The organism is Stenotrophomonas sp. AC248, assembly GCF_979258185.1.
In genome coordinates this window covers 4,571,240-4,595,144 of record NZ_OZ409840.1, presented here as the reverse complement: position 1 = coordinate 4,595,144, position 23,905 = coordinate 4,571,240, and the positions used below count along the sequence as shown (strand labels likewise).

At 67.6% G+C, this 23,905-nt stretch carries 15 protein-coding genes and 1 pseudogene; 9 read left to right on the top strand and 7 right to left on the bottom strand.

Going from position 1 to position 23,905, the window contains the following annotated elements; all coding sequences use genetic code 11:
• Positions 1 to 47: 47 nt before the first annotated feature.
• Positions 48 to 887, top strand: coding sequence for a PhzF family phenazine biosynthesis protein (locus ACZ0AE_RS20490; RefSeq protein ID WP_463602025.1), 840 nt, complete (start codon positions 48 to 50; stop codon positions 885 to 887).
• A gap of 33 nt (positions 888 to 920) precedes the next feature.
• Here ACZ0AE_RS20490 and ACZ0AE_RS20485 read toward each other — a convergent pair whose 3' ends face one another.
• From ACZ0AE_RS20485 to ACZ0AE_RS20475, 3 genes are all read right to left on the bottom strand, one after another.
• Entirely contained in the window at positions 921 to 4,739 is a 3,819-nt protein-coding gene (locus ACZ0AE_RS20485) for a LamG-like jellyroll fold domain-containing protein (RefSeq protein ID WP_463602024.1), read from the bottom strand.
• A gap of 151 nt (positions 4,740 to 4,890) precedes the next feature.
• A complete protein-coding gene (locus ACZ0AE_RS20480) occupies positions 4,891 to 8,070 on the bottom strand; it encodes a TonB-dependent receptor (RefSeq protein WP_463602023.1) in 3,180 nt (1,059 codons plus the stop codon).
• A 259-nt stretch (positions 8,071 to 8,329) separates the two neighbouring features.
• Positions 8,330 to 11,095 (bottom strand): TonB-dependent receptor, encoded by a 2,766-nt coding sequence (locus ACZ0AE_RS20475; protein WP_038691476.1) that lies wholly within the window; start codon positions 11,093 to 11,095, stop codon positions 8,330 to 8,332.
• A 270-nt stretch (positions 11,096 to 11,365) separates the two neighbouring features.
• Between ACZ0AE_RS20475 and ACZ0AE_RS20470 the strand changes: the two genes are divergently transcribed.
• From ACZ0AE_RS20470 to ACZ0AE_RS20460, 3 genes and pseudogenes are all read left to right on the top strand, one after another.
• Positions 11,366 to 12,382, top strand: coding sequence for a sugar kinase (locus ACZ0AE_RS20470; RefSeq protein ID WP_448132632.1), 1,017 nt, complete (start codon positions 11,366 to 11,368; stop codon positions 12,380 to 12,382).
• A pseudogene (gene eda, locus ACZ0AE_RS20465) lies at positions 12,369 to 13,008 on the top strand (bifunctional 4-hydroxy-2-oxoglutarate aldolase/2-dehydro-3-deoxy-phosphogluconate aldolase). The gene ACZ0AE_RS20470 and the pseudogene eda overlap by 14 nt, the downstream one beginning before the upstream one ends.
• A 116-nt stretch (positions 13,009 to 13,124) precedes the next feature.
• Positions 13,125 to 13,586: a cupin domain-containing protein gene (locus ACZ0AE_RS20460; RefSeq protein ID WP_463602022.1), complete on the top strand. Its 462-nt coding sequence runs from the start codon at positions 13,125 to 13,127 to the stop codon at positions 13,584 to 13,586.
• Positions 13,587 to 13,589: 3 nt separating this feature from the next.
• Here ACZ0AE_RS20460 and ACZ0AE_RS20455 read toward each other — a convergent pair whose 3' ends face one another.
• A complete protein-coding gene (locus ACZ0AE_RS20455) occupies positions 13,590 to 15,476 on the bottom strand; it encodes a sigma-54-dependent Fis family transcriptional regulator (RefSeq protein ID WP_463602021.1) in 1,887 nt (628 codons plus the stop codon).
• 237 nt (positions 15,477 to 15,713) lie between these two features.
• Between ACZ0AE_RS20455 and adh the strand changes: the two genes are divergently transcribed.
• The 4 genes from adh to ACZ0AE_RS20435 all read left to right on the top strand — a co-directional run bounded on the left by adh (position 15,714) and on the right by ACZ0AE_RS20435 (position 19,321).
• Entirely contained in the window at positions 15,714 to 17,243 is a 1,530-nt protein-coding gene (gene adh / locus ACZ0AE_RS20450) for an aldehyde dehydrogenase (protein ID WP_038691482.1), read from the top strand.
• Between the two features lie 86 nt (positions 17,244 to 17,329).
• Positions 17,330 to 18,358 carry an alcohol dehydrogenase AdhP gene (gene adhP, locus ACZ0AE_RS20445; protein WP_038691484.1) on the top strand — a complete coding sequence of 343 codons (1,029 nt, stop codon included), beginning with the start codon at positions 17,330 to 17,332 and terminating at the stop codon, positions 18,356 to 18,358.
• A gap of 149 nt (positions 18,359 to 18,507) precedes the next feature.
• A complete protein-coding gene (locus ACZ0AE_RS20440; RefSeq protein WP_038691486.1) occupies positions 18,508 to 18,885 on the top strand; it encodes a DUF779 domain-containing protein in 378 nt (125 codons plus the stop codon).
• Positions 18,886 to 18,934: 49 nt separating this feature from the next.
• Entirely contained in the window at positions 18,935 to 19,321 is a 387-nt protein-coding gene (locus ACZ0AE_RS20435; RefSeq protein WP_448132628.1) for a hypothetical protein, read from the top strand.
• Between the two features lie 74 nt (positions 19,322 to 19,395).
• Here the strand turns inward: ACZ0AE_RS20435 and ligD are convergent, their stop codons facing one another.
• The 3 genes from ligD to ACZ0AE_RS20420 all read right to left on the bottom strand — a co-directional run bounded on the left by ligD (position 19,396) and on the right by ACZ0AE_RS20420 (position 23,388).
• A complete protein-coding gene (ligD, locus tag ACZ0AE_RS20430; RefSeq protein ID WP_463602020.1) occupies positions 19,396 to 21,942 on the bottom strand; it encodes a DNA ligase D in 2,547 nt (848 codons plus the stop codon).
• 6 nt (positions 21,943 to 21,948) lie between these two features.
• Complete coding sequence (gene ku / locus ACZ0AE_RS20425; protein ID WP_463602019.1) at positions 21,949 to 22,896, bottom strand: non-homologous end joining protein Ku; 948 nt, start codon at positions 22,894 to 22,896, stop codon at positions 21,949 to 21,951.
• Positions 22,897 to 22,989: 93 nt separating this feature from the next.
• Entirely contained in the window at positions 22,990 to 23,388 is a 399-nt protein-coding gene (locus ACZ0AE_RS20420) for a hypothetical protein (RefSeq protein WP_038691493.1), read from the bottom strand.
• 275 nt (positions 23,389 to 23,663) lie between these two features.
• Here ACZ0AE_RS20420 and ACZ0AE_RS20415 point away from each other — a divergent pair, with 275 nt between their 5' ends.
• Complete coding sequence (locus tag ACZ0AE_RS20415; RefSeq protein ID WP_463602018.1) at positions 23,664 to 23,858, top strand: hypothetical protein; 195 nt, start codon at positions 23,664 to 23,666, stop codon at positions 23,856 to 23,858.
• The last annotated feature ends 47 nt before the right edge of the window (positions 23,859 to 23,905 follow it).

Below are 23,905 nucleotides of genomic sequence, written 5' to 3'. Positions count from 1 at the left end.
GCCTGCGCCGCGCGCATCATCCGGTTCCCGCCTTTCGAAGTTCCGCCATGCGTACGTTTCCGTTCCAGCAGGTCAACGTCTTCAGCCAGGATCCCCTGCGCGGCAATCCGCTGGCCGTGGTGCTGGAGGCCGACGGCGTGGAAGACGCCCGCATGGCGGCCTTTGCGCGCTGGACCAACCTGAGCGAGACCACCTTCCTGTTGCCGCCTACCGATCCGCAGGCGGACTACCGCGTGCGCATCTTCACCACGCTGGAAGAGCTGCCGTTTGCCGGGCATCCCACCTTGGGCAGCTGCCATGCCTGGCTGGCCAACGGCGGCGTGCCGAAGGGCGCGGAGATCGTGCAGGAATGCGGGATTGGGCTGGTGCGGATCCGCCGCAGCGACGACGGCCTGGCGTTCCTGGCGCCGCCGCTGCTGCGGGGCGAGGCGTTGACGCCGGATTTGCGTGAGCGCGTCCGACGCGGCCTGGGCGTGGCGGCGGAAGACGTGGTGGACGCCCGCTGGGCCGACAACGGCACCGGCTGGCTGGCACTGCGCCTGCGCGATCGTGCCGCGGTGCTGGCGGTCCAGCCGGACTATGCGCAGCTGATGGGCCTGAAGGTGGGTGTGTTCGGGCCATGGCTCGCCAGCGATGGCAGCGAGGCCCAATACGAGAGCCGCGCCTTCATTGCCGGCGACGGCGCACCGGAAGACCCGGCCACCGGCAGCCTCAATGCCGGCATCGCGCGCTGGCTGCTGGCCACCGGCGAAGCGCCGGACCGCTATGTGATCAGCCAGGGCACGGCGATCGGGCGTGCCGGTCGGCTGCGGGTGGAGCGGCTAGGCGATGCGCTGTGGATCGGCGGCGACTGCGTGACCTGCATCGAGGGCCAGGTCACGCTGTGATCGGCGGCCGAAGCCGCCATGCGTGGCAGGGCGCTACCGGTCGAGCGTCACCATGTTGTTGCGCTGGGTCACTTCCGCCGCGCCATCGGCCTGCATCACGCGCACGCGCAGGCCACGGCGATCCCCGGCCGGCAACGGCAGGCGCACGGTCGTGGTCTTCGGCAGCAGGTCGCTCGGTGCGGGCAGGCTCGGCATCTCAACCCGCGCCAGCTCACGGCCCTTGGCATCCTCCAGCACCGCCACGCCCGCGCCGGTGCCCACGTGGCCCAGGCTGTGCACGGTCACGTGCAGCTGCTGCCCTTCCACGCGCACATCGCCGCGCCCGATGCCCAGGTCCGCACGCTGTTCGACCGGCGTGCCGGCCTGCACCAGCGTGAACTCGAACACCTGGCTCTGGCCCGGTGCGAAGCGCAACGTGGTCGATGCACTGCGCTCCAGGGTGAGATCCCGCGTGGTCGCCTTGCCGTCGATGGTGTCATCGCCGTCGCGGTCCACGCCGCTGGTCATCCGCCATTGCCCGGCCGTGACGTTCCAGGTGCTCATCTCCGCATCCACCGCGCGCGTGCCCAGGTTGTAGGCGATCACCTTGAAGCGGTCCGGCGAGGGCGCGTGCACCAGCAGCGCCACCTGTTCGGCCGCGTTCGGCTGGGCGAAGCGCCAGCTCACGGTGTGGCCCGGCCAGCTCTGGTTGCGCTTGAGCGCGATGCCGCCCAGCCGCGCACGCTGCAGGAATTCGCTTGGCGCCTCGACACGGTCGGACCACCAGTGGCCTTCGGTATTCATGTACTCGCGCTGTGCCTTGGCCTGGATGCCGTCGGCGTGCAGCGCCGCCAGGTATTTCTTGTCGCCGGTGGCCTGCCACGCCATCAGGCTGGAGAAGCCGGTGTTGCCCGCGTCGGCGTCGCTGATGAACCGCGGGTTCCATTCGGCCGCGCGCCCCAACGCTTCCACGTAGTTCTCGCCCAGGTTGGACAGCGCCCCCGGGCCACCGCGCTCGACGCGGTAGTCCAGCGCCTTGAGGTACTTGTCATCGCCGGTCCAGCGCCATGCCGCCCAGAAGGTATGCATGATGTCGCCGCTGCCCGAGCCGTTGTTGAGCTCACCGCCGCGGGTCTTGCCGGTGGTCCAGTGGATCTCGTTCGGCAGCGCCCAGCGGCCCTTGTCGTCGGTGTAGGCATGCGCCAGGTAGCTGTCGGCCAGCCCGGTGACCAGCTTGCGCCCGGTCGGGTCGGCGTTGTACTGGCCCATCAGGAAGGCCGGGTGCAGCACCGGGAAGGAATACGGCTTCTGCCACTGCCAGTTCGGTTCGCGGTAGACCTTGTTGCCGCCGAACCAGTTGCTGGAGAACAGCAGGTGCCCCTGCGGGTTGGGCAGGATGATGCGTTCGTCGAAGGCCTTCACCGTTTCCATCAGGCGCTCGACGGTGAGCGGATCGCCCCAGTTGAGGTAGAGCATCGCGCTGTTGGTGTTGATGCCTTCCTCGTAGGCATGCAGCTCGTCGGTCTCGATGGTACTCAGGCCGTTGCTGAACATGCCATTGCGGTACACCGCATCGGACAGCGCGGTCAGTGAGGCGTTGAGCTTGTCCGGCTGCACGCCCATCAGCGCAAGGCCGGGCCACTGCTGGGTCAGGTCGGAATCGTCGGAGATGCCGCCGCCGAAGTCGCCGTAGGCGATCTGGCGGTTGTCGATCCACCAGTCGATGAAGCGGCGCACGTACTTGAGGTCTTCGGTCTGCGCGAACGCCCACTGCGGCACGCCCTTGGGCGCCTGCGGCTGGGTGAACGGCGGTTTGCCCTGGCTGTTGTAGCTGATGTAGTTCCAGTACAGGCGGCCGTTGACGTGGTCCGGATCAACCCGCAACAGGTCGCTGAGGTCGGCGTAGACGCGCGCGTACAGGCGCTGCCGCTTGGACGTGGTGTGTTCTTCGACCAGGAAGCCCCAGTTGTCGCGTGCCTGGTTGAAGCGGTCGGCGATGTGCTCCTTCTTCGCCTCCTCGCGGTCCTTGTAGACCATGCGGATCTCCGCCCCGTCCAGCGACGCGGCGTCGAAGCCGGGCGCGGCCGATGCGATGGAGATCCACAGGCTGTCGGCGGTGAGGATGCGGTCGCGCAGGTCCAGCCACAGCGTGCGCTTCTGCCCCGGTTTGACCGACACCGACACGTCGATCATGTCGCGCGCCGGCCAGATCGGGTCCTTGATGCGGATGTTGAGTGGGATCAGCCCGTCGTGGGTGGCGGGCAGGTCCAGCGCGGGCAGGTCGATGGCCACGCCGTCCAGGCCATCGTGCATGTTCTCCCAGCTGTGTGCCCAGCTGCGGATCAGCGGCTGTGCCGCCGGGGCATCGCTGACGCCGGAGGGAATCAGCACGTGCACGATCGGCAGCGGCTGCGCGGGCAGCGTATCGGCCGTGCGCCGGCGCGCGCCGGCGCCCTTGGGCAACGCCATCACCGTGCTGCGTTCGGCGGCCGGGTAGCGGCCGTCGATGTACTCCCGAAGTGCCGCGATGTTGGTGTAGTCCGGCAGGGCCTGGCTGTCGACCAGGTAGCGCTGCTTGACCGTGCCCTCCGGCTCGGCGGCATCGCTCACCTGGTAGGCCCAGATTTCCTGGATCGGGGTTTCCTGTTCGGTATTGCGGAAGTGCAGTACGCCGCCGGTCTGGGCGGCAATGGCGTTCACGCTGCGCACCACGCCCTGCGGGCGCTGGAACAGGGTCTGCGGCGGCTGGCCATCGGCGCTGTGGCTGAGCCCGCCGAACGCGGCGCCACGCACTTCGATGCGGTTGACGGTTTCACCGGCCGGCAGGGTCAGGTCCAGCTGCTGGCCGCCCTCGACGTAGGTGTTCCAGTCGGGCAGCTGGAAGTAGTCGTTGCGGCCCGGCAGGCGCGAGCGGTTGTACACGCCCGGCCAGGTGGTCTCGGCGATGCCGTCGGTGGCCTTCCACATCCACTGCTTGTGGTCTTTGGTATCGGCGAACTCGACCTTGCGGATCGTCGTGGTCGTGGTGGTCAGCGCCGGCGGCGGGGTGGCGTCCCAGCCATGGCGGTGGCGCCAGGCGCGCATCGGGTCCGGCACGGCCACGGCGGTGGCGGGTGTGGCATTGCGCGCCAGGGCGGCCATACCGGCCGGATCCAGCAGGCGGTCGTAGACGCGGATCTCGTCGAAGTCGCTGCCGCGCAGGAAGTTGTAGCGGCTCTGCACCTGGTAGGGCGCCATCACGCGCGCGGCCAGGCCCAGCTGATCGAGTGCGGCGTCGTAGTCGGCGGTGGTCTCCTGGCGGGCGACCTCCTTGCCGTCCACGTACAGGCGCACGCCGTGGTTTTCATCCCAGCCGAAGGCGATGTGCTGCCACTGCTGCGGCGAGGGGTTCTGGTCGAGCTTGAATGACACGCGCGTACGCGCCAGGTTGGCATCGGTGACGAACGCATCGAAGCCGTGGCCGTTCCAGTCGATGCGCAGCCAGGCCATGTCCCAGCTGCTGTGGTCGGCATAGCCGACCCGGAAGATCACGAACGGGGCTTCGCCCACCGCGTAGCGGGAGCGCCAGAAGAAGCCCAACGTGCCGCGCTGGGCCTGGATGTTGCCCGGCGCATTCCACGACAACACGCCATCATCCGCCCATTCGATGGCGCTGCCGTGCGCCCCGTTCGGCACCCGCTTCACCTTGTCCACGAAGTTCGGTACCGGATCGCCCGCGGCGGTGTCGGCCTGCAGGCCCTGGTCGGCCGAGACGTGGAACAGCAGCTGCGGGGCGGTCTGCGCCCAGGCGGTGCCACTGCCCGCAAGCAGCAGGGCCAGCAGGCTGGCCGACAGGCGGGAGGGACGGATCAAGGGGGCGACAGGGCGATGCATGGGACCTTCCTTTCGACAGCAGAAACAGTACAGCGGAACCACCAGCGGGCGTCAGCGGCTCACGGTGGCCTCCCGCCCCCGCACCGCGCCCGCCATCCCGGAGAGAAGGACGGGGACGGGCGCGATACAGGTGGCGGCAGGCGCAGCACGGTCAGAACTTGTAGCGCAGGCCGAGGTAGTACTGCCGCCCGGTGTGCGTGTAGCGGTCGGGCAGCGACAACGCCGAATCGACGTAGCGCTCATCGGCGGTGTCGAGCAGGTTGATCGCTTCGAAGGTCAGCGAGAGATTCTTGTTGACCTTGTAGGACATGTTGAAGTCCACGTTCTCCACGCTGTACTTGCCCTGCACATCGGCGGTGGCGAGCTGCTTGCCGTCCAGGTCCCATACGTTTTCCTGCGACAGGATGGTGCTGATGTACGCGTCGCGGTAGCTGGTGGACACGCGGGCGCTGAAGCGGCCGTCGTCGTAGTACAGCGTGGCGTTGTACGAGTTCGGCGACAGGTTCAGCAGGTCGTTCTCGGTGTAGGTGGTGACGATGGTGCTGCCGGTGCCCGAGCTGAACATGTATTTGATCTTCGATTCGACGTGCGTGTAGTTGAGCTGCACGCCGAAATTGCGCCAGAAGCCGGGCAGGAAGCTGAAAGGCTGCTGGTAGGACACTTCGTAGCCCTTGAGCGGGCCGCCGGGCGTATTGAAGTAGCTTTGCACGTTGAACACGGTGTCCGGGCTGAAGCCGGTCGGCAGCAGATCCAGCGAATAGCCCATGTCCGCCCAGGTGGTCATCAGGCGGGTGCGCTGCACGTAGCTGTCGATGTCCTTGTAGAACACCGCCGCCGACAGCAGCGCGCCCTCGTCGAAGTACCACTCCGCGCTGAGGTCGTAGTTGGTCGAGCGGAACGGATCCAGCTTCGGGTTGCCCAGGTTGATCGAGTACGCGCGGTCGTCGTCGAAATACGCCGTGGGCCCACCGCTGACGCTCGGCGACAGGTTGGACAGGGTCGGGCGGGCCATGGTCTTGGCCGCGCCGAAGCGCAGCACGAAGGTGTCGGTCAGGTCCCAGGCCAGGTTCAACGAGGGCAGCCAGTCGTCGTACTTGTGGCCGACACGGGTGCCGACCTGCAGACGCTCGCCGGGGTCGGCGGTTGCGCTGGCCACGCCGAAGAACGGTGCGCAGGCCGAGGACAGGTCGTTCGCGTTGGTGGCGGTGCACGGCGCATAGCCATCGGCGGTGATGCGGGTCTGCACGTAGCGCACGCCCAGGTTGCCGCGGAACGCGCGGCCCAGCAGGTCGGTGTTGAAGTCCAGCTGCAGGTAGCTGCCGTAGCTTTTTTCGTTGACGTCGAAGTTGTTGTTGGACGCGCCGAAGTGGCCGACGCTGGCCAGCCGGTAGTCGCCGCCCAGGGTGCCGGTGTTGCAGTTGCAGTAGATGTCCAGCAGGTTGGCGATCTGCTTGAAGTCCGGCACCAGCCACGCGTTGGGCAGGCTGCCATCCATGCCCTTGCCGAAGCCGTTCAGCGAGCTGCTGAGGTCGCCCACGGTGACCCCGTCGGGCAGCGCCTGCGACAGGCGCCCGTAACTGATGTTGCGGTACTCCTGCGTGCTCATGTCGTAGTCCTTGTAGGCCAGACCGCCGCGCAGGGTGAAGGTGGGATTGATGACGAAGGTGAGGTCCACCTTGGCCGTGTCGAACGCGTTGTCGACGTACTGGGGGTTCAAACGCACTTCGCTGATGTTGCCGCCGCGCGCGGTGCCGTTGGCATTGACCGGCGTGCTGCCATAGCCCAGCCACTGCCAGTTGTCCACGGCGCTGAGGTCGAACGGGAACGACATCGCCGGCACCTTGCCGTTGCGCATGTCCAGCACGAAGCCGTCCAGGTTGCTGTTGTCGAAGCTGACCATCGAGAACACCGGTCGTGCGTAGTTCGACTCGGAATGGCCGACCACCGCGTCCAGCCGCACCGCGTCGTTGAAGCGGTGTTCCAGGTTCAGGCTGAACTGCTTGAACTCGGTGCTCTCTTCGATCGCGGTGGATTCGGTGCGGAAGTCCACGTTGTCGAACACGCCGTAGGTGAGGCGGTTCTGCGCGTCGGCCTGCGCCTCGCGGACCACGATCTGGGTCTTGCCGCCGTACTGCGCGGTGCGGTGCAGGTTGGCGCCGATGGAGTCTTCGCGCACGTCCTTGTCGAGCTTGGAATACAGCACGTCCAGGTTCAACTGGGTGTCGTCGCTGACCTTGAACTGCAGCGCGCCGGTGACGCCCAGGCGTTCGATCTCGTGTTCGGTGCGGACGTAGCGCGGGTAGCGCGGGATCCACGCGTTGGTCGCGGTCTCGTAGGCAGCGATGTTTTCGGCCGTGGCGGCGGGCCGGTCCAGGCCGGGGCCGCAGTGGGTGGCGTCGATACCGTAGCTGCCCCAGCCGTTGCTGCGCGCCTGGTTGGCGGCGCTGCCCACACCGGCGGCGGTTTCATTGGCGAGCGGGTTGCGCGGGGTCTGCGGGTCGTAGCCGGCCGGGCTGCAGAAACCGTAGGTGCCGTTGTTGGCCGCGGTGCTCTGGTTGGAGTTGCGGTAGTTGCCGTGCTCCCAGCGGACCGGGTTGTAGCCTTCCTCGAAAATGGTGCGCTTGCTGTAGGCCACCGACATCAGCCCGCCGAAGCGACCGTCGGCCCAGGTGTTGCTGATCAGCCCTGAGATGCGCGGGTCTTTGTTCCTGGACAACTCGTTGTAGCCGTACTGGCCGCCGAGCGATGCCTGGAAGCCCTCGAAGTCGAACGGGCGCGAACCGCGCAGGTCGACCGTGGCGCCCAGCGAGCCTTCGTCGGTCTGCGCGGACTGGGTCTTGTTGATCTTGACCCGGCTGAAGAGTTCAGAGGCAAAGGTGTTGAAGTCGAAGCCGCGGCTGCGGTTGACCCCGGTGGTGCCGCTGCCGGCGGTGGAGAGTGCTTCCAGACCGTTGATGCGCACGCGGGTGAAATCCGAGCCCAGGCCGCGCACGGAGATCTGCTGGCCTTCGCCGCCTTCGCGGTCGATCGACACGCCGGCAATGCGCTGCATCGACTCGGCCAGGTTCAGATCGGGGAATTTGCCGATGTCTTCGGCGTAGATCGCATCCACCTGCTCGACGCTGTAGCGCTTTTCATCCAGCGACTGCTGCAGGCTTTCGCGGTAGGTGGCTTTGACCTCCACCTTGTCCAGGTCCACCGCGTTGAGTGCGGCCGCCGCTTCCGGCGTCTGCTGGGCCGCGGCGATGCCGGCGGTGCCCTGCAGGGCGAATGCAATGGCGACCGCAAGTACGGTAACCGGTGTCTTTTTACAGGAGAACGGTCGATCCATCGTGTGTTTCCTTCCAGGGTGCGCCGCCATGCGAGCGTGATGGTGATGAGTCATGGACGTCCGGCCTCCCCCGGAGCGTCTGTCGCGCATGTGCCGCTGTGACACCGTTGGTCATCCGAAACGTAACAAACCCCTCACGCGGCGGCATCTTGCGCCGCAGCAGCGTGGCTGCATGCGATACGGGCGTGGATGGCAACGACGGCGGCGCGCGCAGCCGGCGGCGTGATGGCTCACGCCGCCGCTGGGTCCTGCCGGTGAATCAGAACTTGTAGCGCACGCCGAGCATGAACTGGCGGCCGGTTTCGGTGTACTGCAGTGGCAAACGACCGGTGGACGGCGAGTACACCCACTCGTCGCTGGCTTCGTTGGTCAGGTTCATGCCTTCCAGGCTCAGCTCCAGCTTCTCGTTGATCGCGTAGCGGATCGAGGCGTCGATGAAGGTGGTACCGGTCATGCCGTGGTAACCATCGAGGTTGAAGCCCGCTTCGGTGCCGGTCACCTGGGTCAGGTAGTCGTCGCGGTTGGTCGCCGAGACGCGGCCGGAGAACACTTTGCCTTCATAGAACAGCGTGGCGTTCCAGGAGTTGCGCGACAGACCGGTGAGGTCGGCCTTGAGCACCGGCTGGCCGCTGGAGTTGATGTACTGGATCTGCGAATCGACCCAGGTGTAGTTCAGCTGCACGCCCAGGTTGGACCACTTGCCCGGCAGGAAGGTGAAGGGCTGGGTGTAGTTGACTTCCACGCCCTTGAGTTCGCCACCCGGGGTGTTCACCGGCTTGGTGTACGTGAAGTCGCTGTCGGGGTTGGCGCCGGTGCCGATCAGCAGCGCGTCGGGCAAGCCGCTGAAGCTGTAGGGATGGGTTTCGCGCGTGGTCTGGATGAAGGTGTCGATGTCCTTGTAGAACAGACCGACACCGGCCATCGCGCCTTCGGCGAAGTACCACTCGAAGCCCAGGTCCACGTTGGTGGCGCGGATCGGGTCCAGATCCGGGTTGCCGGTGGCGATGGTGCGCGCCGAGCCGGCCACGGCCACGGTGGAACCCGGGGTCAGGTTGCCCAGGCCCGGACGGCTCATCACCTTGGCCGCGCCCAGGCGGATCAGGAAGTCCGGGGTGATCTCCGCCACCAGGTTGAACGAGGGCAGGGTGTCGTCGTAGGTGCGGTTGGCCGTCGTGGAGATCGTGGTGGTGGTCAGCGTGGACAGGCCGGTGGCGCTCTGCTTGGTGCGCACGTAGCGCACACCGAAGTTGCCCGAGAACGGGATGCTGCCCAGTTCGGTGGAGAACTCACCCATCAGGTAGCCGCCGCGATCTTCTTCTTCCACGCTGCGCACGTTGTTGGCGCGCGGCGCGACGGCGAAGATCCCGGTGTTGCTGTAGATGTCGAACTGGTTGGCGACCGCGTTGAGGTCCGGCACCACCCAGTTGTTCGGGCTGCCGGTGATGCCCTTGAGGCCTTCCTGCTGGGTCATGTCCACCGGAACGATCTTGGTGCCGTCGGCGAAGGTGGGCACCACCAGTTCACTGCCGCGACGCAGCTCGACGGTCTTGAACGTGTAGTTCTTGGCCAGCACGCCGCCCTTCAGGCGGAAGCCGGGGCTGATGTTCCAGTTGAAGTCGATCTGGCCGGTGTCGAAGTCGTTGTCCACGTACTGCGGGCGCAGGCGGATTTCCGCGAGTTCCCAGCCAGCGGGGTTGGTCGGGTCGATGCCGTAGTTCAGCGTCGGGAACCGGCTGTTGCCCCGGTAGTCGTAGCTGTAGTTGTCCACGTCATACTTGTCCATGATGATCGTGGTCTGGACCGGATTCTCGTGCTTGGAGCGCGAGATGCCGACCTTGCCGGACAAGGTGAAGGCATCGCCAAAGCGGTGCTGGCCGTTCAGCGCGATCTGCTTGAACTCGGTGCTCCACTCGTCGTGGCGGTTCTCGCTGCGGATATCGACGTTGTCGAACTCGCCGTACACCAGCGCGTTGTTCTCGATCACGCCGTTCTTGACGATCATGGACGGCTTGCCGTCGCGCTCGGGCCGGCGCAGTGCGCCAGTGGCCGAATCGCGGGCGCGGCTGAAGGAGATCGCCTCGATGTAGTGCTCGTCGCGCTTGGCATCGATCTTGGAGTACAGCGCGTCCAGCGAGATCTCGGTGGCGTCGGTGGGCTTCCATTGCAGGGTGCCGGTCACGCCCAGGCGCTTCTGCTCGTGTTCCATCTGCACGTACCGCGGGAAGCGCGGGTGGTAGACGTTGGCGTTGCGCGCCTCCGCGAACGGCGAGTCGGCATTGAAGTTGCTGTTGCTCGGGCCGTTGGCCCAGCGGCCGGTGTTGGAGCCTTCCTCCAGCGCCTGGCGCTCGGAGTAGGCCACCGACAACAGCGCACCGAAGGTGCCATCGGCGAAGGTGTTGGAGATCAGCGCGGCCACGCGCGGATCGGCCTTCTCGGCCATGGCGTTGTAGCTGGCCTGGCCACTGGCGGCGAAGGTGAAGCCGTCGTAGTCGAACGGGCGCGCGGTGCGCAGGTCCACGGTGGCGCCCAGCGAGCCTTCCTCGACGTCGGCCGAGGCGGTCTTGCGCACCAGCAGCTGCGAGAACAGGTCCGAGGCGAACACGTTGAAGTCGAAGCCGCGGCCGCGGTTGGTGCCGCCGCTCTGGTCACCGGCGCCGACCGTGGTCAGCGCTTCCATGCCGTTGATGCGCACGCGGGTGAAGTCCGGACCGAGGCCACGCACGGAAATGTTGCGGCCTTCGCCGGCTTCACGGGTGATGACCACGCCCGGAATGCGCTGCAGCGACTCGGCCAGGTTGAGGTCCGGGAACTTGCCGATATCCTCGGCGACGATGGCATCGACCACGCCGGCTTCGCCGCGCTTGATGTCCAGCGCCTTCTCGACGCTGGCGCGGTAGCCGGTGACGGTGACAGTGTCCAGGTCGGTAGGGGTTTCCTGGGCCAGCGCGGTACCACTCAGCGCCAGGCCGATCGACAGGGCAAGCAAGGTAACCGGTGTCTTTTTCTGGATGTTTCGAGATTGCATGTTTTCCCTCTCCCAAGGTGCTACATGAAACAGCTATCCGGCGACATGTCAGTGCAATGACACCGCTGGTCAGGGCGGACGTTAACAGCCCGTTCCAGAAGGAGCATCTTGCAGCGCAACAGATTTTCAATGTCCCCCGGAGGCTTGCGGGACAATGCTTTCGACATTCCAGCCGGTAGACGGCAGGCGCCGCAAGGCTAGAATGACACCGCTAGCCATTCCATCCGGGCGCTCCCGCAGGCGCCCTCGCTTTCACAAGGATCCACCGCCATGAGTCGTGTTGTCTGTTTCGGAGAGTTGCTGCTGCGCATGAGCGCCCCCGGCCGCGAGTTGCTGCTGCAGAGCGCGCAGCTGGCGGTGCATGCTGGCGGCGCGGAGGCCAACGTGGGCGTGTCGCTGGCCCACCTGGGGCATGCGGTGGCGATGGTCAGCACCTTGCCGGACAACCCGCTGGGCCGGTTCGTGAGCGGCGAGCTGCGCCGGCATGGCGTGGACACCAGCCACGTGCAGGTTCGGCCCGGCCGCATGGGCCTCTACTTCCTCACCACCGGCGCGGTACAGCGCGCCAGCGAAGTGGTCTACGACCGCGCCGACTCGGCATTCGCCTGCGGCAGCGCGGCCGACTACGACTGGGACGCGCTGCTGGATGGCGCAGACTGGCTGCACCTGTCCGGGGTCAGCCCCGCCCTGAACCCGGCCATGGCCCAGGCCACGCTGGTGGCCGCCCAGGCGGCCTGCGCGCGTGGCGTGCGGGTGTCCTTCGATGGCAACTTCCGGCCGTCGCTGTGGGCGCGCTGGCAGGGCGATGCGCCCGGCATCCTGCGCCAGCTGTTCGCCTGCGCCGATCTGGTCTTCGCTGACTACCGCGATATCGGCGTGGTGCTCGGCGGTGAATTCGAGCAGGCCGATGTGCGTGAGCGTGTCGATGCGGCCGCCGCGCAGGCGTTCGCCGCGTTCCCGCGGTTGCAGTGGATGGCCTGCACCCAGCGCACGCCGCACAGTGTGGACAACCACGCGCTCGGGGCGATGCTGGTCGGCCGCGATGGCACCCGCGCGGTAGCGCCAACCCGCGAGATGATCGGCATCGTGGACCGCATCGGCGGCGGCGACGCCTTCGCCGCGGGCATCCTGCATGGCATGATGCGCGGCTTCGCACCGGAGGCGATCGTACGCTTCGGCCTGGCTGCGGCCTGCCTCAAGCATTCGATTCCGGGCGACTTCAACCCTGTCAGCGAGGCTGACGTGATGGCCCTGACGGGCGAGGAGCGATTCGATGTCCGGCGCTGATCCACGTGTACGTGCTGTCCTGAAACTGGCCCCGGTGATTCCGGTGTTCACCCCCGAGAACATCGACGATGCGGTCGAGGTAGCGCGCGCCCTGTTCAACGGTGGCCTGCCGGTGATCGAGGTGACGCTGCGTACGCCGGTGGCGATGGACGCCATCAAGGCGATGGTCGAGGCCGTGCCCGATGCGGTGGTGGGCGCCGGCACCGTGCTGACCGCCGCGCAGATGGAACAGGTCAAGCAGGTGGGTGGCCGGTTTGCGGTGTCGCCGGGTGCCACGTCGCGCCTGTACGCCGCCGCGCGCGACACCGACCTGCCGTTCCTGCCGGGCGTGCGCAGCCTCGTCCGAGCTGATGCTGGGCCTGGAGCACGGCCTGGATACCTTCAAGTTCTTCCCGGCGGTGCAGGCCGGGGGCGCAGCGATGCTGTCGGCGTGGAACGGGCCGTTCGGCGACGTGCGCTTCTGCCCCACGGGCGGGATCAGCGCGCAGACCGCCTCGCAGTTCCTGCACCTGCCCAACGTGTTGTGCGTCGGCGGGTCATGGCTGACCACGCGGGCCTTGATCCAGGCCAGGGATTGGGCCGGCATTGAACAGCTGGCACACCAGGCGTCGGTGCTGGCCGGATAGGTCACGCAGGGCGCCACCTGTGCGCATTCCGCACAGGTGGTGTCTGCGCGCGTGGCTGTTTGCGAGAGGGTGGCGCTCCTACAGTGGCGCCTCCTCAACCGAGCCGGGAGCCCCGCATGATCCTCACCCACCGCCTTGCCCTAGCCACCCTGATCACCCTCGCCGGCAGCGCCTGCGCCGCCAACCCGCCCGCCCCGACGACCGGCACCGACCCGTTGGTCTCGTTGCCGTCGGCACAGCTGCACTGGCAGGACGTGCCGGGCACCCAGGGCGCGGTCAGCTACGCCAATACCCAGGGCAACATCCTCAGCGATGGCGAGGGCTTTTACTCGGCGTTCGTACGCTTCAAGGCAGGCACCGACAACGGCCTGCACACGCACAGCCAGACGCTGCCTACGGTGGTGCTCAGCGGCACGTTCTATGCGCGCATCGATGGCAAGGAAGTGCTGTATCCGGCCGGCTCCTACTACAGCCTGCCAGCCAACCGGGTGCACGAGAGCGGGTGCAAGGCCGGCACCGACTGCCTGCTGTTCCAGTACCAGGCCAACAACTTCGACCTGGTACCGGCATCGCGTTGATGCTCAGCGGACCGGACGTCCCAGCCTGCGGTACAGAGTGCTGCGGCTGATGCCCAACCTGCGCGCCGCCTGCGCCACGTTGCCGCCGGCATCGGCCAGCGCGGCGCGCATCGCGGATTCGGCGATCGCGTCGAGCGCGCCGGCATCGGCGTGCGGGGCAGGGGCCTGCATGCTCAGCGGCACGCGCACGTAGCCCGGCAGAGCATCCAGGGCGATCACCTCGCCAGGCTCACTCAATGCCACCAGCGTGCGCAGGCACGCGCACAACTGGCGCAGATTGCCCGGCCAGGAATACGCGGCCAGTGCGGCAAACGCGGCGTCGGCCAGCGTGCGGCCCTGGCCCAGGCGCTGCCACAGGCCGCACAGCAGCTCGGCCCGATCAGGATGGTCACGCAGCGCCGGCAGTGGCACCGCATGGTCGGCAATGCGGTAGTACAGGTCGCTGCGGAAATCGCCCGCCTGCATGGCCAGGTCCAGGTCGCGGTGGGTGGCACAGATCAGCGCGAAATCCAGCTGCACCGGCTTGCCGCCGCCCAGGGGCGATAGCGTGCGTTCCTGCAGCACGCGCAGCAGCCGCGGCTGCAGCGCCAACGGCATGTCGCCGATCTCGTCCAGGAACAGCACGCCGCCCTGCGCCTGGCGCAGCAGGCCGGTGCTGCCCTGGCGGCGGGCACCGGTGAACGCGCCTTCCTCATAGCCAAACAGTTCGGCCTCGATCAGGCCCTCCGGCAAGGCCGCGCAGTTGACCGCGACGAAGGGTTTATCGGCGCGCAGGCTGCGCCGGTGCAGTTCGCGGGCAAACACTTCCTTGCCCGTGCCCGTCTCACCCTGCAGCAGCACCGGCAACTGCGCATCCAGCACGCGACAGGCGCGGTCCAGCGCGCGCTGCTGGTCGGCATCGAACAGCGGGGTGGCATCCACCGCAGTGGCCGCCGGTCGGCGTGATCCCATCGGCAGTGCTGCCGGCCGCGCATCCGCACGGCCCCGCACCGGCGCGCGCTGGCCGTCGCCCAGCTGGCCGTACAGCGCGCGGCCCTGGCGGTCGATCAGCGCGCCGTCGTCATGCAGGCGCGCCAACGGCCCATCGAACAGCGCGGCATACGGCGCATGGCCGATATCGGCATGCTCCAGCCCGAACAGGGCAAGGCCGGTACGGTTGGCAGCCACCAGGCGGCCGCCGCGGAAGCCCAGGATGCCTTCGCGCGGGGTGCCCAGCAGGGTGCGGTCGTGGTGCAGCCGCACCAGTTCGCAGTCGGCCAGCCCCGCGTCGAAGTAGCGGTGCTCGATGTGCGCCACGGCCTGCCGCGCCAGCACCCGCGCGTGCAGGTGCTGCAATCGTGCATCGCCGGAGATGTCCAGCACGCCCACGCGCTGGCCGTAGGGGTCGAAGATCGGCGTGGCCGAGCAGGTCAGGATGCCGTGCGGGGCGAAGTAGTGCTCGCCACCCCGCACTTCCACCGAGCGGCCTTCCACGATGGCCGTGCCAATGGCGTTGGTGCCCACCGTGGTCTCGTCCCAGCGCACGCCCGGCATCAGGGCCACGCGCCCGGCCTTGTCGAGGAAACCCGGGCTGCCTTCGGCATCCAGGATCCAGCCGTCTTCATCGGTGAGCAGCACGATGCTGCCGGCGGCGGCGATGTCGGCGGCCAGCCCGTCCAGCTCGGGGCGGGCCAGCCGCCACAGCTTCTGCTGGCGCTCGCGCAGTTCGCGCAGGCGTGCATCCGGCAACGGCTCCACCTCCGGCTGCGCATCCACCGACAGCCCGCCACGCAGGCAGCGCTGCCACGACTGCAGGATGGTGTCGGGCACGATGCCGACCGGCGTCGCGCCGCGCTCGAAGAACGAACGACGCGCATTGCCGACACGGTGCAGGAGCGGCTGCTGGGACACCTGTTTCTCCAGTGTCGCAATCTGCGACAGTTGTAGCGGGACCTGTTCCGATAAACAGCACAGGCAGCGTTACTGCGCAATGACCTTCGCTGCTGCACCGCCGCAGATCACAAGCATGTCCCGTGGCCGGCCGCGGCCGGAAGGCGTGCCGCAGCGCAGCAGGCCGGAGTTGGCATCGTCCTTGCGGCAGGGAAGGACCCTTACGGGCCTTTCCCTACCTGCCGGAGATGCACCCCGATGAACGCCGTCACGTCCGCCAAGCCGCACGCCACCGACCCGCAGTCCATCTTCAAGCCGCGCTACGGCAACTTCATCGGCGGGCAGTGGGTGGCACCCCGCAGCGGCCAGTACTTCGAGAACACCACGCCGGTCACCGGCAAGGTCTTCACCGAGGTGGCCCGCTCCAACGCTGAGGACATCGAAGCGGCGCTGGACGCCGCGCATGCCGCCAAACGCGCCTGGGCCGAGACCTCCACCACCGAACGCGCCAACATCCTCAACAGGATCGCCGACCGGATCGAGGAGAACCTGGACCTGCTCGCGCATGCCGAGACCTGGGACAACGGCAAGCCGATCCGCGAAACGCTCAACGCCGACATCCCGCTGATGGCCGACCACTTCCGCTACTTCGCCGGGGCGGTACGCGCGCAGGAAGGCAGCCTGTCGGAGATCGACAAGGACACCATTGCCTACCACTTCCATGAGCCACTCGGCGTGGTCGGGCAGATCATCCCGTGGAACTTCCCGATGCTGATGGCCGCCTGGAAGCTGGCCCCGGCGCTGGCGGCCGGCAACTGCGTGGTGCTCAAGCCGGCCGAACAGACCCCCGCCTCGATCCTGGTGCTGATGGAGGTGATCGGCGACCTGCTGCCGGCCGGCGTGCTGAACGTGGTCAATGGCTTCGGCGTGGAGGCGGGCAAGCCGCTGGCGTCCAACCCGCGCATCGCCAAGATCGCCTTCACCGGTGAAACCACCACCGGCCGCCTGATCATGCAGTACGCCAGCCAGAACCTGATTCCGGTGACGCTGGAATTGGGGGGCAAGTCGCCCAACATCTTCTTCGCCGATGTCATGGCCGAGGACGATGATTTCCTGGACAAGGCCATCGAAGGCTTCGTGCTGTTCGCCTTCAACCAGGGCGAGGTGTGCACCTGCCCGTCGCGCGCGCTGATCCAGGAATCGATCTACGAAAAATTCATGGAACGCGCGCTCAAGCGCGTGGCCGCGATCAAGCAGGGCAACCCGCTGGACCCCAACACGATGGTCGGCGCGCAGGCGTCGTCGGAGCAGTTGGAGAAGATCCTGTCCTACTTCGATATCGGCAGGCAGGAAGGCGCGGAGGTGCTGATCGGCGGCGAGCAGGCCACCCTCGACGGCGACCTCGCCGGTGGCTTCTACGTGAAGCCCACCGTGTTCAAGGGCCACAACAAGATGCGCGTGTTCCAGGAAGAAATCTTCGGGCCGGTGGTATCGGTGACCACCTTCAAGACCGAGGAAGAAGCGCTGGAGATCGCCAACGACACGCTGTACGGGTTGGGTGCGGGCGTGTGGAGCCGCGACGCCTCGCGCCTGTACCGCATGGGCCGCGGCATCCAGGCCGGTCGCGTGTGGACCAACTGCTACCACGCCTACCCGGCACACGCCGCGTTCGGCGGCTACAAGCAGTCCGGCATCGGCCGCGAGAACCACAAGATGATGCTCGACCACTACCAGCAGACCAAGAACCTGCTGGTGAGCTACTCGCCGAAGAAACTGGGCTTCTTCTGAGCCCGCGCCCTGCTTGATCACGATCAAGGCGTCGGCCGGAGGCCGGCGCCACAGTGCTGTCATTGGCAATCCACGGAGATCCATGCATGAACAAGACCATGAAGGCCGCTGTCGTCCGCGAATTCGGCAAGCCGTTGCGCATCGAGGAAGTCGAGGTACCGCGGCCCGGCCCCGGCGACATCCTGGTGAAGATCGAGGCGTGTGGTGTCTGCCACACCGACCTGCACGCGGTGGAGGGCGACTGGCCGGTCAAACCCAATCCGCCGTTCATTCCCGGTCACGAAGGCGTGGGCCACGTGGTGGCGGTGGGTGCGGGTGTCAGCCATATCCGCGAAGGCGACCGCGTCGGCATCCCGTGGCTGTACTCGGCCTGCGGCCATTGCGAGCACTGCATGGGCGGCTGGGAAACGCTGTGCGAAGCGCAGCAGAACACCGGCTACTCGGTCAACGGCGGCTTCGCCGAATACGCGCTGGCCAATGCCAACTATGTGGGCCTGCTGCCCAAGGGCGTGGGCTTCATCGAGGTCGCACCGATCCTGTGCGCGGGCGTGACGGTGTACAAGGGCCTGAAAGTCACCGACACCCGTCCGGGCCAGTGGGTGGTGATCTCCGGCATCGGCGGGCTGGGCCACATGGCGGTGCAGTACGCCCGGGCCATGGGCTTGAACGTGGCTGCGGTGGATATCGACGACGACAAGCTGAAGCTCGCCGAGCGCCTCGGCGCGACGATCACCGTCAACGCGCGCACCACCGACCCGGCCGCGTTCCTGAAGAAGGAAATCGGCGGCGCGCACGGTGCATTGGTCACGGCGGTATCGCCGAAGGCTTTCGAACAGGCACTGGGCATGGTCCGCCGCGGTGGCACGGTGTCGTTGAACGGCCTGCCGCCGGGCAACTTCCCGCTGGACATCTTCGGCATGGTGCTCAACGGCATCACCGTGCGTGGCTCGATCGTCGGTACCCGCCTGGACCTGCAGGAATCGCTGGAGTTCGCCGAGCAGGGCAAGGTGGCGGCCACGGTCACCAGCGACCGCCTGGAGAACATCAACGACATCTTCGCGCGCATGCACGCCGGCAAGATCGAAGGCCGCGTGGTGCTGGATCTCAACGCGTAACCGCTCGTGCCGCGGCCTGTCTTCGTTCCTCCTCTCCCAACGAAGGCAGGCCGCACCACCACCCGGTAGTGCCGGCCGCTGGCCGGCTCCCCGCAATGCCCAGAACCCGGTACTGCCGGCCGCTGGCCGGCTCCCAGGAAAACCCAACGATGCGCGCCCAACCACCCCAGGTCACCGCCACCCTGGCGGCACTGCAGCTGATCGAAACGCTGCACGCCCGCCACGGCCCGCTGCTGTTCCACCAGTCCGGCGGCTGCTGCGACGGCTCCTCGCCGATGTGCTTTGCCCAGGGTGACTTCATCGTGGGCGACCGCGACGTGCAGCTCGGCGAGATCGGCGGCGCCCCGTTCTACATCAGCCCGTCGCAGTTCGCGTACTGGAAGCACACCCAGCTGATCATCGACGTAGTGCCCGGACGCGGCGGCATGTTCTCGCTGGAGAACGGCGAGGGCGTGCGCTTCCTGGTGCGCTCGCGGCTGTTCAGCGATGACGAGTTCGCGCAGCTGAAAGACGCCGGCAAGGTCTGAACCCACGCACGCGTCCATAATGGGCACCGTCCCGTTGCCCTGGATCGCCATGTCCACGTTGTCGCTTGCCAAGACCGTCGTACTGTCCGTGCTGTGCGTGGTGGTGGCGCTGTTCGTGCTGGGCATGGTCAGCGGCGCGGCCGGCTGGATCGCGCCGTGGATCGGCCTGGGCGACGGCGGGCAGGCGCGCCTGGCCTGGGACCTGGGCTGGACCATCCTCGGCGGCCTGGCGGCCACTGCGTTCGCCGCGCGCTACGCGCCGGCGCTGCCCTACGTCCACGGTGGGGTGGTGTGGGCGGTGATCGCCGCTGCGTCGGCCTATGCCGCCTGGGACCTGGGCAACGACTTCCCGTTCTGGTTCGTGCTGGTGCTGCTGCTCTCGCTGCCGCTGCAGGCCGCCGGCATCTGGCTGGGCGCGCGCTATCGCCCGCAGTGAGGCGAACTACGCGGTAGGGTCGCATCCCGATCGACTGCCGGGGCAAACGCACCACCCGCGCACTCCCTACGGCGTCACGCCCCCGGCAGCACCTGCTTCACCGCCTCGATTCCCTCCCATGGATCCTGCTTCAAGCGCTGCGCACGCTGCAGCGCCTTGGCCATGGGGAACGCATCGGCGGCGGTGATGCGGCCCAGCTCTTCCCAACGCAGCGGCACTGCCACGCCGGCACCGGGCCGCGCGCGCAGCGACCACGAGCTGACACTGGTGGCGCCGCGTGCATTGCGCAGCCAGTCGATGAAGATCACCCTATTGCGCTTGGCCTTGCTCATGGTGGCCACGTAGCGGTCCGGCGCATGTTCGGCCATGGCCTGCGCGAACGCGTCGCAGAAGTCCTTGGCCTGGGCCCAGTCGGCCTTGGGCTGCAAGGGCACCACCACGTGCACGCCCTTGCCACCGGACAGCCGCACGAAGCTCTGCAGGCCGGTATCCAACAGCCGATCGCGCACATCGCGCGCGGCCGACTTCACCTGCGCCCAGCTCACTCCGTCACCGGGATCCAGGTCGAATACCAGCCGGTCCGGATGCTCCGGATCGGCCACGGTGGCGCCCCAGGGATGCAGCTCCAGCGTGTTCATCTGCACCAGCTGCAGCAGCCCGGCCACGTCCTCGATGTACAGGTAGTCTTCGCGCCCGCTTTTCTGTTCCAGCGGGATCGCGCGCACCGCCTCGCCGAGCCCGGTGCCGTGGTGTTTCTGGAAGAAGCAGGGCTTGTCCACCCCGTCCGGGCAGCGCAGGACCGACAGCGGCCGCCGCGCCACTTCGGGCAGCACCCAGCGCGCCATCTGCCGGTAGTAGTCGGCCACCTCGCCCTTGGTGATCTTCGCCTTGGCGAACACCACGCGCTCGGGATGGCTGATGCTGACGTCTTCCGCGGCCCCACCTGCGGTCGGCGCGCTGGCCTTGCCGCGCGTCGTTGCTTTCTTCATAGCCTTGCCCTTCGCCAGCCCTTGGCCGGCCGCCCCCAAGTCACCGGGATGCTTGTCCTCGCGCAGCCGCTTGAAGCTGGCCTGGCGCAGCAGCCCTTCCTTGGCCCAGCCGCGGAAGGCCACTTCGGCCACCAGCACCGGCTTCACCCAATGCACGCTGCGCGCGTTGAACGGCACGTGTGCCGGCAGTGCCAGCACATCCTGTTTCACCGCCAGCGGCTTCAGCCGCGCGGTCAGCGTGCGCAGCAACGCATCGTCGAACCCCGTACCCACCCGGCCCACGTAACGCAGGCCACCTGTTTCGGGCGTGGCCATCAGCAGCGAGCCGAAGCCACTGCGCGCGCCCTTGGGATCGGTGTAGCCCACGATCAGGAATTCGTCGGTGGTCTCGTGCTTGATCTTGATCCACGCCGGCGAGCGCGCGTTGACGTAGGGCGCGTCCACGCGCTTGCTGATGATGCCTTCGAACCCGGCCTCGCCACTGGCGGCAAACACGGCCGGTCCATGGTCAAGCACGTGGTCGCTGTAGGCCAGCGTGCCCGGACCCGGACCGATCAGGTCCTTGAGCAGCGCCTTGCGCTGCAGCAGCCCGCAGCGGCTGATATCCACCCCGGCAATGCCGGGCATGTCGAACACCACGTAGCGCAGCGGCTGCCTGGCGGTGCCGTCGATGACCTTCTGCAGGGCGGTGAAGTCGCTGCGGCCCTGCGCATCCAGCACCACCAGCTCGCCGTCCAGGCGCAGGTCGCGCACCGGCAACGCGGCAATGGCCTGCACCACTTCGGGAAAATCGTCGGTCCAGTTCAGGCCGCCGCGCGAGCGCAGCGCGACCACCCCGTCGTTGACCTCGGCCAACAGGCGGTAGCCGTCCCATTTGATCTCGTGCAGCCAGCTGTCGCCGTCCGGTGCGGTGGCGCGGTGGTCGGTCAGCTGCGGCTTGAAGCCGGGTGGATAGGGGGCGTCGCGCGCGCCCTCCAGCGCCAACGCGCGTTTGCGCCAGCGCGCGTCGGCCTTGCGTGCAGGCGCGGGCGTGGCCGGGCGCTTGGCTGTTTTTGCGGCAGCGCGCGGCGCAGCTTTGGTCCCCGCTGCGCGCTTGCGGGCGGCGCCGCGTGGCGGCGGTGTGTCCAGCATGTCATCGGCCTCTGCGTCCCGTGCCTGCGCGTCGTCGCGCTTGATCAGCAGCCATTGGTGCTGCTTGCCCTTCATCGCCGTGCGCACCAGCTTCCAGCCCCCGTTGAGGCGCTCACCGTGCAGCACGAAGTCGAGCTTGCCGGCAGCGATCGCCTCCAGCGGGTCGCCGTCGCAGGCCCAGGTACCGTGGTCGTACACCTCCACATGCCCGGCGCCATAGTGGCCGCTGGGAATATCGCCTTCGAACCCTGCGTAGGACAGCGGGTGGTCCTCCACCTCCACCGCCAGGCGCTTCTCGCCCGCGCGCAGCGACGGCCCTTTGGGTACCGCCCAGCTCTTCAGCACGCCATCGGCTTCCAGCCGGAAATCGTAGTGGCGCGAACTGGCATGGTGCAACTGCACCACGAAGATCGGGCGCCGCGCCGGCGCACCGCGGCGGTCGGCGTCCGGCTCGGGGGTGCCGTCGAAACGACGCTTGCGGCGGTATTCCTGCAGTGACATCGGCGCTTACCCGGCCTTGCGCGTGGGGGTGGCGCGTTTGGTGGATTTCTTCGCGGCCTTGGCCGCCTTGGCCGGTGTCTTCGCCGGTGCCTTGGCCTTCTTGGCGGCGGCCTTCTTCGGCGCAGCGGTCACGGCGGTCTTCCTGGCCGGCGTGCGCTTCTTGGCATCCAGGCTCTTCTGCAGCAGCGACATGAAGTCGACCACGTTGGTGGCGTCGTCCTCGCGCGGCGCGGGTTCTTCCTCCACCTTGGTGGTGCCGCCCTTGGCCTTGATCCGTTTCTTCAGCAGCACCTGCAGCCGTTCGCGGAATTCGTCGTGGTAGTCATCGGGTTTCCACTCGCCGGACATCGACGCGATCAGCTGCTCGGCCATGGCCGTTTCCTTGCTGGTGATCCGGTAGTCGGCCAGTGAGCCGGTGGGCAGCTTGTAGTCTTCCGGGTCGACCAGTTCCTGTGGGTAACGCAGGATCATCAGCACCAGCGCGTCGCCATGCGGCATCACCGCGCACAGGTACTCGCGGGTGCGCACCACCACCCGGGCGATGCCCACCTTGTCGGTCCTGCGCAGGGTTTCGCGCAGCAGCACGTAGCCCTTCTCGGCCTTCTTGGCCGGCACCAGCAGGTAGGGTTTCTCGTAGTAGCGCGGGTCGATGGTGCTGGCATCCACGAAGGTCTCCACCTCCACCGCCTCATGGCTCTCCGGCGCCGCCGAGCGGATGTCGTCTTCCTCCAGCACCACGTAGCTGCCCTTGTCGTACTCGTAGGCCTTGACGATGTCCTTCCACGGCACTTCTTCGCCGGTATCGGCGTTGACCCGTTCGAAGCGGATCGGCTTGCGGTCGCGTGAATCGAGCATGCGGAACTGCAGGTCGACCTTGCGCTCGCCGGACATCAGCGAGACCGGGACATTGAGCAGGCCGAACGAGAGGGTACCGGTCCAGATCGGTCGGGCCATGGCAGGGCCACTCCAACGCTACAGGGGGAGGGCAGCTGTACCGCGGCAGGCGTGAAACGCCCGTGTCCGCACCGTGCAGGGGCCCTTTACGGCTTACTGCAGCAGGCCGTGCACCGCCGCTGGCGGCATGTGGTCCAGCGCCAGCCAGGCGTCCTCGACGATGCCGCGTGCCTGCCCCCAGCCCAACCGCGACTGCCCACGCATCTGTTCCCAGTGCTCGGCCAGCTCGCCGTCGGTGTCGTCATCGTTGCCGCGTGGCCAGGCCGCATAGTGCGTGGTCAGGGCGAACGCGTACGCCGGGTACAGATCGCGCCAGCTGCGGTGGCCGTGCCCACGGCGTCGCTCGTAGTCGTTGCGCATGTACTGCAGGTAGTCCTGCGCCACCGCCTGGGCTTCCTCGGTGCGCTCACGGCGCACGCGGCGCGTGTTCCGGGTCGGCTGCAGGTAGGCGTTGAACAGCGCGGGGGCGGCGCGACGGTCCAGGCGGGGCATGGCACGACTCCGGCGGTACAGGGCAGGCAGAAATAGTCCCGCCGCCGTTAGCCAGCCGTGACAGATGTGTTCAGGGCAGGCGATTCGCAGGGACTTCACCCGCCAAGCGCTGTAGTGGAGTTCCCCCGTTCCGGAGTGATTCCCATGCCACGCGATCCCCTGCGCGAAGCCAGCACCCCGGTGCCTGGCGAACAACACGCCAAACATGACAACCAGGACGCCGAAGACCGCGGCGCCGGCATGTCCCCCCGGCCGAAGCGGACCACCTGCCGGTGGTGTCCGGTCCCAGCCACGGCTATCGCGACCGCAAGGACCCCACCGGGGTGCCGCACCCGGGCGGGCGGGAAAACCAGGAACAACGCCAGGCCCGCAAGGAGCACGCCAGCGACAACCAGGATGAAGCCCTGGACGAAACCTTCCCCGCCAGCGACCCGACCTCGCCGTTCGTGCCGGCCAAGATCCCGCGCTAGCGGCAGCCCGTTGGGTGGGCCGCGCTATACCGCCAGCGGCCCGGTGA

Excerpts from the sequence above, each read along its gene's own strand:
- ACZ0AE_RS20490 (WP_463602025.1), top strand. The coding sequence starts at position 48 with ATGCGTACGTTTCCGTTCCAGCAGGTCAACGTCTTCAGCCAGGATCCC.
- ACZ0AE_RS20485 (WP_463602024.1), bottom strand. The coding sequence starts at position 4,739 with ATGCATCGCCCTGTCGCCCCCTTGATCCGTCCCTCCCGCCTGTCGGCC.
- ACZ0AE_RS20480 (WP_463602023.1), bottom strand. The coding sequence starts at position 8,070 with ATGGATCGACCGTTCTCCTGTAAAAAGACACCGGTTACCGTACTTGCG.
- ACZ0AE_RS20475 (WP_038691476.1), bottom strand. The coding sequence starts at position 11,095 with ATGCAATCTCGAAACATCCAGAAAAAGACACCGGTTACCTTGCTTGCC.
- ACZ0AE_RS20470 (WP_448132632.1), top strand. The coding sequence starts at position 11,366 with ATGAGTCGTGTTGTCTGTTTCGGAGAGTTGCTGCTGCGCATGAGCGCC.
- ACZ0AE_RS20460 (WP_463602022.1), top strand. The coding sequence starts at position 13,125 with ATGATCCTCACCCACCGCCTTGCCCTAGCCACCCTGATCACCCTCGCC.
- adh (WP_038691482.1), top strand. The coding sequence starts at position 15,714 with ATGAACGCCGTCACGTCCGCCAAGCCGCACGCCACCGACCCGCAGTCC.
- adhP (WP_038691484.1), top strand. The coding sequence starts at position 17,330 with ATGAACAAGACCATGAAGGCCGCTGTCGTCCGCGAATTCGGCAAGCCG.
- ACZ0AE_RS20440 (WP_038691486.1), top strand. The coding sequence starts at position 18,508 with ATGCGCGCCCAACCACCCCAGGTCACCGCCACCCTGGCGGCACTGCAG.
- ACZ0AE_RS20435 (WP_448132628.1), top strand. The coding sequence starts at position 18,935 with ATGTCCACGTTGTCGCTTGCCAAGACCGTCGTACTGTCCGTGCTGTGC.
- ligD (WP_463602020.1), bottom strand. The coding sequence starts at position 21,942 with ATGTCACTGCAGGAATACCGCCGCAAGCGTCGTTTCGACGGCACCCCC.
- ku (WP_463602019.1), bottom strand. The coding sequence starts at position 22,896 with ATGGCCCGACCGATCTGGACCGGTACCCTCTCGTTCGGCCTGCTCAAT.
- ACZ0AE_RS20420 (WP_038691493.1), bottom strand. The coding sequence starts at position 23,388 with ATGCCCCGCCTGGACCGTCGCGCCGCCCCCGCGCTGTTCAACGCCTAC.